The sequence below is a fragment of the Mycobacterium sp. genome, assembly GCF_036488105.1.
Taxonomy (GTDB): Bacteria; Actinomycetota; Actinomycetes; order Mycobacteriales; family Mycobacteriaceae; genus Mycobacterium.
The window spans coordinates 1-7,593 of sequence record NZ_DASXHW010000440.1 but is presented as its reverse complement, the minus strand read 5'-3'; the positions used below and the strand labels follow the sequence as shown (position 1 = coordinate 7,593).

At 65.0% G+C, this 7,593-nt stretch carries 11 protein-coding genes; 1 reads left to right on the top strand and 10 read right to left on the bottom strand.

Going from position 1 to position 7,593, the window contains the following annotated elements:
- Nucleotides 1-409, bottom strand: a 409-nt coding sequence (locus VGH54_RS23170) for an alpha/beta hydrolase (RefSeq protein ID WP_331514443.1), incomplete at its 3' end; no start/stop codon positions are given.
- Nucleotides 410-850: 441 nt separating this feature from the next.
- Here VGH54_RS23170 and VGH54_RS23165 point away from each other — a divergent pair.
- Nucleotides 851-1,222, top strand: coding sequence for a hypothetical protein (locus tag VGH54_RS23165; protein WP_331514442.1), 372 nt, complete (start codon nucleotides 851-853; stop codon nucleotides 1,220-1,222).
- A 16-nt stretch (nucleotides 1,223-1,238) separates the two neighbouring features.
- Here the strand turns inward: VGH54_RS23165 and VGH54_RS23160 are convergent, their stop codons facing one another.
- The 9 genes from VGH54_RS23160 to VGH54_RS23120 all read right to left on the bottom strand — a co-directional run.
- Nucleotides 1,239-1,526, bottom strand: a complete 288-nt coding sequence (locus VGH54_RS23160; RefSeq protein ID WP_331514441.1) for a DUF1330 domain-containing protein — start codon at nucleotides 1,524-1,526, stop codon at nucleotides 1,239-1,241.
- A 36-nt stretch (nucleotides 1,527-1,562) separates the two neighbouring features.
- Nucleotides 1,563-1,751, bottom strand: a complete 189-nt coding sequence (locus VGH54_RS23155; protein ID WP_331514440.1) for a ferredoxin — start codon at nucleotides 1,749-1,751, stop codon at nucleotides 1,563-1,565.
- Nucleotides 1,748-3,031 (bottom strand): cytochrome P450, encoded by a 1,284-nt coding sequence (locus VGH54_RS23150; RefSeq protein ID WP_331514439.1) that lies wholly within the window; start codon nucleotides 3,029-3,031, stop codon nucleotides 1,748-1,750. Before VGH54_RS23150 ends, VGH54_RS23155 begins: the two co-directional genes overlap by 4 nt.
- A gap of 114 nt (nucleotides 3,032-3,145) precedes the next feature.
- A complete protein-coding gene (locus VGH54_RS23145; protein WP_331514437.1) occupies nucleotides 3,146-3,652 on the bottom strand; it encodes a hypothetical protein in 507 nt (168 codons plus the stop codon).
- Nucleotides 3,649-4,254 carry a TetR/AcrR family transcriptional regulator gene (locus tag VGH54_RS23140; protein WP_331514436.1) on the bottom strand — a complete coding sequence of 202 codons (606 nt, stop codon included), beginning with the start codon at nucleotides 4,252-4,254 and terminating at the stop codon, nucleotides 3,649-3,651. The genes VGH54_RS23145 and VGH54_RS23140 overlap by 4 nt, the downstream gene beginning before the upstream one ends.
- A gap of 94 nt (nucleotides 4,255-4,348) precedes the next feature.
- A complete protein-coding gene (locus VGH54_RS23135) occupies nucleotides 4,349-4,591 on the bottom strand; it encodes an acyl-CoA dehydrogenase family protein (RefSeq protein WP_331514444.1) in 243 nt (80 codons plus the stop codon).
- Nucleotides 4,528-5,673 (bottom strand): thiolase family protein, encoded by a 1,146-nt coding sequence (locus VGH54_RS23130; RefSeq protein ID WP_331514435.1) that lies wholly within the window; start codon nucleotides 5,671-5,673, stop codon nucleotides 4,528-4,530. The genes VGH54_RS23135 and VGH54_RS23130 overlap by 64 nt, the downstream gene beginning before the upstream one ends.
- Entirely contained in the window at nucleotides 5,666-6,472 is an 807-nt protein-coding gene (locus VGH54_RS23125; RefSeq protein ID WP_331514434.1) for an enoyl-CoA hydratase/isomerase family protein, read from the bottom strand. Before VGH54_RS23125 ends, VGH54_RS23130 begins: the two co-directional genes overlap by 8 nt.
- A partial coding sequence (locus VGH54_RS23120; RefSeq protein WP_331514433.1) for a CaiB/BaiF CoA-transferase family protein occupies nucleotides 6,472-7,593 on the bottom strand: 1,122 nt, incomplete at its 5' end. The genes VGH54_RS23120 and VGH54_RS23125, both read right to left, overlap by 1 nt.

Genomic DNA, 7,593 nt, shown 5'->3' with positions numbered 1-7,593 from the left:
CTGCTTGCCCTGTGTAGCCCTCGAGCACGACTAGCGCGATTGTGCGTGACGGATGTGTTGCCGCGAACAGCGCACCCGTCGCGACGGTGCCGCTGCTCACGAGGAGGACCGCTTCACGACTCCCGAGATCGTCGAGCACCGCGGTGATGCTGTCGGCCCATTGCTCCAACGTCGGCAGCGCGTCGGGTGTGACCGGGTCGGACGCCCCGTTGCCCGGCTGGTCGAAGACGATCAGCCGACCGAGCGAGGTCATCGCCTCGACCCATCCTTGGATGGATGGAAGGTCCGGAAACACCTCACAGTTCGTGAACCAGTTCGGGACGAACACGATGTCGCGAGTACCTTCACCCGACGCGCGGTAGGCGACGCGCAAGTCCCCGTTCAGCGCGTAACGCGTCTCCGAGAGCACTGCAGAAGTGTAAGCCGCGGATGGGGTCGAGTTTCGGTGTCTTGCGACGGCTCATGGGCGGTAGCCACGACGGCGTTGGCGTGGCGATGTCGCAAAGTCTGCGCGGCGTCGGAGGAGCGCCGATCAGAGAGTATTTCGGCTAGTCGATCCCATCACCTTCTCAAAACGTTCTGGGGCTGGCGCGACCAACAACTCCCCGACGGCACCGTCATCTGGACATCCCCCAGGGCGCAGACCTACGCCACCACCCCCGGCAGCGCCGTGTTGTTCCCGACGCTGGATGTGCCAACGGGCGCGCTCGACGCTATAGGCGACCTAAGGCGCTCCACTGACCGGGCCACGACGATGCTCCGCCGCCGTTCTAGGCAGGGCTTGCGGCGTTAAGAATCCATGAAGCGGTCGCAACTACTTTTCGGATCAGAAAAGTGGAAGGAAGCCACCATGAAGAAAACAATCGCTGGAGTCCTGCTGGCCGGCAGCGTCGCGGTCACCGGGGTAGCACTAACTACAGCTACCGCCCAGGCCGACCCGTTTGCTGCGCAGCCTCACTCCTGGTGTCCCGGACAAGGATTGCCGTTCCGCGGCATTGAATGGGACATGGGTGTCTGCCACACCTGGTATGTGGTTCCGGTGGGCCAGGGCAACGTGCGTTTCGCGGGAAGCACCGATGGCAGCTTCGTTTCGGCAGACATTCCGGCCCCGATCTTTACGCCTCCGCCTCCGCCACCACCGCCGCCCCCGCACCCGTTCTGCACCCCGCGCGGTGGCTTGATCATCATCCCGCCGATCTGCGACGAGATCGGGGTGCACTAGACGTAAGCGTCTGGGCTCAGGCGAATCCGGAGATGATCACCGCGTTGCAATCGGCCGCGGCCTGCCGCAGCTTGGCCGCCGCCTGGTAGGCGTCGGACTCATACCAGGCGCGGGCCGCGTCCACCGATTCGAATTCCAGCACGACCGTCTGGTCGCCGTGCCAATCCCCTTCGATGACGGCGGGCTTGGTGTCCACCGCGAGGATGTTGACTCCACCCATCGCCGCGCCGGCCGCGCGACCGTAGGCCTTCATGCCTTCCGGATCCTTGATGGATTCGGTGAGGATCACATATCCCTTTGGCATAGTTAGGTGAAACTCCTTATCCGCGTGGGCGTTCGATTACTTCTCGCTGATGGCCTGTTCGGGACAGCAGTCGATGGCCTCCTGCGCGGCCGACTCCAATTCCGCCGGCACCTCAGAATCGATCGACACCGCGTATCCATCGTCGGTCAGGCTGAACACGTCCGGGCAGAGCGTGAGGCACATACCGTGGCCGCGACAACGCTGGTCATCTACCCAGACTTTCATGCCGGCGTGAACTCCAGGTGCAGCTCGGTCAGGCCGCGCAGGATATATGTCGGAACATATTGGTAACGGCGGTCATTGGCCGGGCCGTGATGGTGCTCGCTGATCCGGATGTCCGACGTCCGGTCCAGCAGTCGTTCGAGAGCCACCCGCGTCTCGGCGCGAGCCAGCGGGGCGCCAGGGCAGCTGTGGATACCGCGACCGAACGAGATGTGTTGGCGGGCATTCTTTCTGGCCGGGTCGAAAGTGGTGGGGTCATCGAATCGGCGCGGATCGCGGTTGGCGGCGGCTTGCACCACCATCACGGTGGTGCCCGCCGGCAGGTCGACCCCGCCGATGTTGACCGGCTTCCGGTTCAACCGGAAGTCCCCCTTGACCGGGCTCTCGTGGCGTAGCGACTCTTCGATGAAGTTCGGAATCAGGCTGCGGTCCTTGCGTAATTGCGCCTGAATATCCGGTCGCTCACCCAGCGTCTGTAGGGACGCTCCGAGCAGTCGCACGGTGGTTTCCTGACCCGCCGAAAAGACGTTGGCCGCAACCCGGGCCACATCCCCGACCTCCGGTGCGGAGCCATCGGGATAGGTCGCGGTCGCAAGGCCGGTCAGCACGTCGTCGCGGGGTTCGCTGCGACGGTCCACGACGTAGTCGGAGAACAGGCCGTACAGAAATTCCAGCGGGCTGTGGGCCAGCGATTCCTTGCCGGTGCCGCCGACACCGCCACCCGAGTGCTCACGGATGCCCTTGACGAACTTGTCCCGATCCTGCAATGGCACGCCGAGCAGGTCAGCGATGACCAGCAGCGTGAAGGGGCTCGCGAAGCCCTTGATGAACTCGCCGTGCCCCGGCGCCAAAAAATCGTCAAGTGCCTCGTCGGCGAGCGCCCACATGGCGTCCTCGTTCTCTTTGAGGCGCTTCGGGGTGATCAGCCGCATCAGCAGGGAGCGGTGGTTGGTGTGGGTCGGCGGATCGAGCGTGGGCAATTGGTCGCTGAACGGCAGCTCATCACGGTGCTGCTCGATCAGCTCGGTGATGTCAGCGTCTCCCTGGCCTTCGAGGCTTACCGGAAAACCGGGAAACGGTCCGGTCACCGAGTTGCACGACGACCACGTCTCGGCGTCGTTCAGCACGGCGCAGGCTTCGTCCCAGCCGGTCACCATGGTGACATCGTGGTGCTTTTCCTTGGCCACCGGGCATTGCTGCCGCAGCGACTCGTAGTACGGGTAAGGATCCGCGATGAGCTCGCTGCCGCGGAAGAAGTCCAGCTCGGCGGGGTCGTTCACCATCTCGCACCGTTCCAATCTCAATCAGTGAGAATGAGCCTCTCAGAGATGAGTATTAGATTTCCATAGGTCATGCCACGACGTCAACGCGCGTGGAAGCAGAGGGTTGCGGCCGGGCTACATGGCCGGAATCAGATCGGCCTCGACCGACGGACTGGACATCACCCGGCTGCGGAAGGTCTCGATCGGCCCGATCGAATCCGCGCGGATCGCGGCCGCCGCAAGGGCCTGGGACTTGAACGCCCGGGCCGCGGCGCTGAGCCGGTGCTCGACCAACCCGACGCTGTCGTCCAGCTCAGGCGGCCAAGTCTGTCCCCACAGCGTGACTTCGGTGGCGCCCTGATCGAGTGCCTGCAGGACGCCTTGGCGCACGCGTGAGTCGCAGTCGAACAGGTCGGCCGCGGCGGCCAGGGTCTGCGGTGGCGGCCGGTGCCCCACCGTCGCCAATGCGTATTCGAGATCGACGATCTGGGCGCCGAGAATCTGCAACGGCCGGTCATCGCGATGGTCGGCGAGCAGCACCGTCACGTCCCAGCCGGCCATTGCCCGGTCGAACAGCCAACCGCCGGCGAACCTCACCACATCGGCGACATCCGCGGCGACGACGTCGAGCCGGTATCTCACGCCGGGCTCGGTGGTGCCAAGTCCCGGGCCAACGACTCCGAGTACTCCTTGAACACCTCGGTCAGCGGTATCGAAGGATTGATCAGCCATGTCGTCTCCATTCCGGTGATGAAGGCAAGGATTTGCACTGCCTTGACGGTCACATCGATATCCATACGGAACTGGCCCGCATCCTGACCCCGCCGAATGAGCGCGGTGATGATGTCGATCGCGCCCCGGTACCGGGCGGCGAGGCGGTCGTGCAGCGGAGCGTCGGGGTCGACATTCTCGGCGAGCAGCACGCTGTAGGTGCCCACCAGTTCGGGTGACCGGTAAAACCGGTCGGCCACTGCGGCGATCTCGGAGATCAGATCGCCGGCCCGGTCGGCGTGCGCGTCGTCGTCGGCGTCGCGGGCGTCGAGAACCGCATGCAGCAACTGTTCTTTGGATTCGAAGTGGTGCAGCAGGCCCGCTGGGCTGACACCGGCCTCACCGGCAATCTGGGCCAGGGTCGTATTGCGCCACCCGTTGCGCGTCAGCAACCGCTGCGCCACGGCCAGAATCCGTTGTTTGCGATCCTCGCCCTTGGCCCGCAGCGAGTCATACGGCCTTGTCTGCGGCACCGGACTCCTCTGTCCAAACCAACCAACTGAACACACAGTAGGTTGGTTTGGCCGACTGTGACAAGGGTCTCACTCGATCAATTTTTCGCCGGCCTCATAAGCCGAGCGACTTGGCGATGATCACCTTCATCACTTCGCTGGTACCCGCGTAGATGCGCGCCACCCGCGCATCGGTGTATAGCCGGGCGATCGGATACTCCATCATGTGGCCGTAGCCACCGAAGAGCTGCAGGCATCGATCCACTACCCGAGCCTGCATCTCGGTGCACCCTGTCAGGCAACGAGTTCTACGATTGTGGCGTTGGCGGTGCCGCCGCCCTCGCACATGGTCTGCAATCCGTACCGAATCCCGTTGTCGCGCATGTGATGTGCCATGCGGGTCATCAGTACCGCGCCCGACGCGCCAAGCGGGTGCCCTAGCGCGATGGCTCCCCCGAGCGGGTTCAGCAGATCCGGGTCGGCGCCGGTTTCGGCGAGCCAGGCCAACGGAACCGGAGCGAAGGCCTCGTTCACCTCGAACGCGCCGATGTCGGAGATCGAGACACCGGCCTTGCTCAGCACTTTCTCGGTGGCCGGAATGGGTCCAGTCAGCATCAGCACCGGGTCCGCCCCGGTCACCGCGCCGGCCGTATATCGCACCAGCGGGGTCAAGCCGAGCTCGATCGCGATTTCTGACGTCGTCACCAGCAACGCCGCTGCCCCATCGGAGATCTGCGAGGAGTTGCCGGCGTGGATCACGCCTGCGTCGTCGAACGCGGGCTTGAGCCCGGCCAGCTTCTCGACGGTGGTGCCCCGCCGGATGCCCTCATCGGCGGCAACCGCGTTGTCGTCGACGAAGACCGGGACGATCTGGTCAATGAAAGCGCCATTGTCCTGGGCGGCCGCGGCGCGGTCGTGGGACAGCGCGGAGTACTCGTCGAGCCTGGTGCGGGAGAACCCCCATTTCTTGGCGATCATCTCGGCCGAAAGGCCTTGGTTGAAGGAGAAACCGTCATAGCGGGCAAGCACTTTAGGGCCGTAGGGTTGGCCGCTCGCCCTCGCCGAGCCGAGCGGAACGCGGCTCATCACCTCTACTCCGCCGGCCACCACCACGTCCTGCTGGCCGGACATCACCGCTTGCGCGGCGAAGTCGAGCGCCTGCTGGCTGGAGCCGCACGCCCGGTTGATCGTGGTGCCCGGAATGCGTTCGGGCCAGCCGGCGGCCAGCACTGCGTAACGACCGATGTTGCTGGACTGATCGCCGACCTGCGACACACATCCCCACACCACGTCGTCGATGACGTCCGGGTCGATTCCGGTGCGCTCCACGAGTTCTGTGAGCACGATGGCCGACAGGTCGGCGGCGTGCATCGTCGACAATCCACCGTTGCGCTTTCCGACCGGCGTCCGCACCGCCTCGACGATGACTGTTTCACGCATTTTTCTGCTCCGATCTCTTGACCGCCCATTGACCAGTGAACGACGGGTCCCGGTTTTCGGCGAAAGCCGCATACGCTTCCGCCGAATCGACCGTGGCGAAGTTACCTACCTGCACGCGTGCTTCATTGGCCAGCGCATCGCGCATGGTCCGGTCCACACCCTCGTTCAGCAGCGCCTTGCTGTGCGCCAACGCAACCGGCGGCCCGGCGGCCAGCCGGTCGGCGATGTCGGCGACGAAGGCGTCGATCTCGCCGGCGTCCACCATCCACGTCACCAGACCCAAGGCGTGCGCCTCGGCGGCGTCGATGGTCTCCGCCAGCAGAACCAGTCGCTTGGCCTGTTGCAGGCCAACGATTTTCGGCAGCAGCCACGAGCCGCCAAGATCCACTGACAAGCCGCGCTTGGAAAAGATCTGCGAGAAGGTCGATTCGGGCGTCGCTGCCACCAGATCGCAGCCCAGTGCCAGGTTCCACCCGGCACCGACCGCGACGCCGTTGACTTTGGCGATGGTGGGCACCGACAACTCGTGCAGCGCCAGCGCGACATCGGTCAGCCGCTGCAGCTTGTGGACGGGATGACTGTCGTCCGGCGTCGAGATATCGGCACCGGAGCAAAACGCTCCCTCGGCACCGGTGATCACCACCGCGCGGACATCGCTGTCTTTGCCCGCCGCCGTCAGCGCCTGGGCCAGCGCGATCCACAGCTCACGGTTGATCGCGTTCTTGCGGCGCGGCCGGTTCAGCGTCAGCGTCCGCACGCCGTTGCGGTCGGTGCACAGCAGCACGGGCCCCTCGGACATCAGGAGTACGCCGGTCCGATGACGCCCTGCCCTCGCAGTCCGTCGATCTCGTCGGCACCGATGCCGAGTTCGGCGAGCACCGAATCGGTGTGCTGCCCGAGTCCGGGCACCGCGCCCATCGGCGCCTGATAGCCGGCGATGACGGGCGGTGGCAGCAGGGCCTGAATCGGCCCGGCGGGTGTTTCGACCTGCCGCCAACGGTCGCGCGCCATCAGCTGCGGATGGACCAGAACTTCGCTCGGCAGGTTGTATCGCGAATTGCCGATCCCCGCGGCGTCCGCTGTTTTCTGCACGTGGTCCAGATCGTGCCCTGCACACCAGGCGCCGATGGCCTCGTCCAAGATGTCACGATGGGCGCAGCGCCCGGAGTTATGCGCCAGCCGTGGATCGTCGGCGAGGTCGTCGCGTTGGATGATCTGTCGTGAAAGACGTTGCCATTCACTGTCGTTGGTCGTGCCCAGAACGACCGTCTGACCGTCGGCAGTGCGGTACGCTCCATAAGGCGCCACCGCGGGCGAGCTCATACCCAATGGCTGCTGGTCGATACCGGAATACTGGGTGTACGTCAGCGGATACCCCATCAGTTCCGTCATCGTGTCGAGCAGGCTGAGCCCTATCGCGTTGCCATGCTCCCGCGGCGTCGACTGCGCGTCCCGTGAATACAGCAGCGCCAGAATCGATAATGCTGAATACAGTCCGGTGCTGATGTCGGCCACCGGTGGCCCGGGTTTGGCCGGCGCGCCTGGATTGCCGGTGATGGCGCAGGCGCCGGACTCCGCCTGGACGAGCAGGTCGTAGGCCCGTTTGTGTGACAACGGTCCACCCGGGCCGTATCCGTCGATCTCGACCGCGATCACGTTCGGGTGACGCTGCTCCAGATCGGCGGCCCCGATGCCAAGGCGGGACACCGAGCCTGGGGCGAGGTTGGACACCAGCACATCGGCCCGGTCCAGCAGCTGATGCAGGATGTCGCGCCCTGCCTCGGCTTTCAGGTCGAGCGTCACCGATTCCTTGCCGCGGTTGGCCCAGACGAAGTGCGCAGCAAGCCCGTTGACGACTTCGTCGTAGTAGCGGGCGAAGTCTCCGCCCTTGGGATTTTCGACTTTGATGACCCGCGCACC

Bases quoted from the DNA above. Each gene is read 5' to 3' on its own strand.
- VGH54_RS23125 (WP_331514434.1), bottom strand. From the start codon at position 6,472: ATGTCCGAGGGGCCCGTGCTGCTGTGCACCGACCGCAACGGCGTGCGG.
- VGH54_RS23150 (WP_331514439.1), bottom strand. From the start codon at position 3,031: ATGGTGAACGACCCCGCCGAGCTGGACTTCTTCCGCGGCAGCGAGCTC.
- VGH54_RS23165 (WP_331514442.1), top strand. From the start codon at position 851: ATGAAGAAAACAATCGCTGGAGTCCTGCTGGCCGGCAGCGTCGCGGTC.
- VGH54_RS23155 (WP_331514440.1), bottom strand. From the start codon at position 1,751: ATGAAAGTCTGGGTAGATGACCAGCGTTGTCGCGGCCACGGTATGTGC.
- VGH54_RS23130 (WP_331514435.1), bottom strand. From the start codon at position 5,673: ATGCGTGAAACAGTCATCGTCGAGGCGGTGCGGACGCCGGTCGGAAAG.
- VGH54_RS23160 (WP_331514441.1), bottom strand. From the start codon at position 1,526: ATGCCAAAGGGATATGTGATCCTCACCGAATCCATCAAGGATCCGGAA.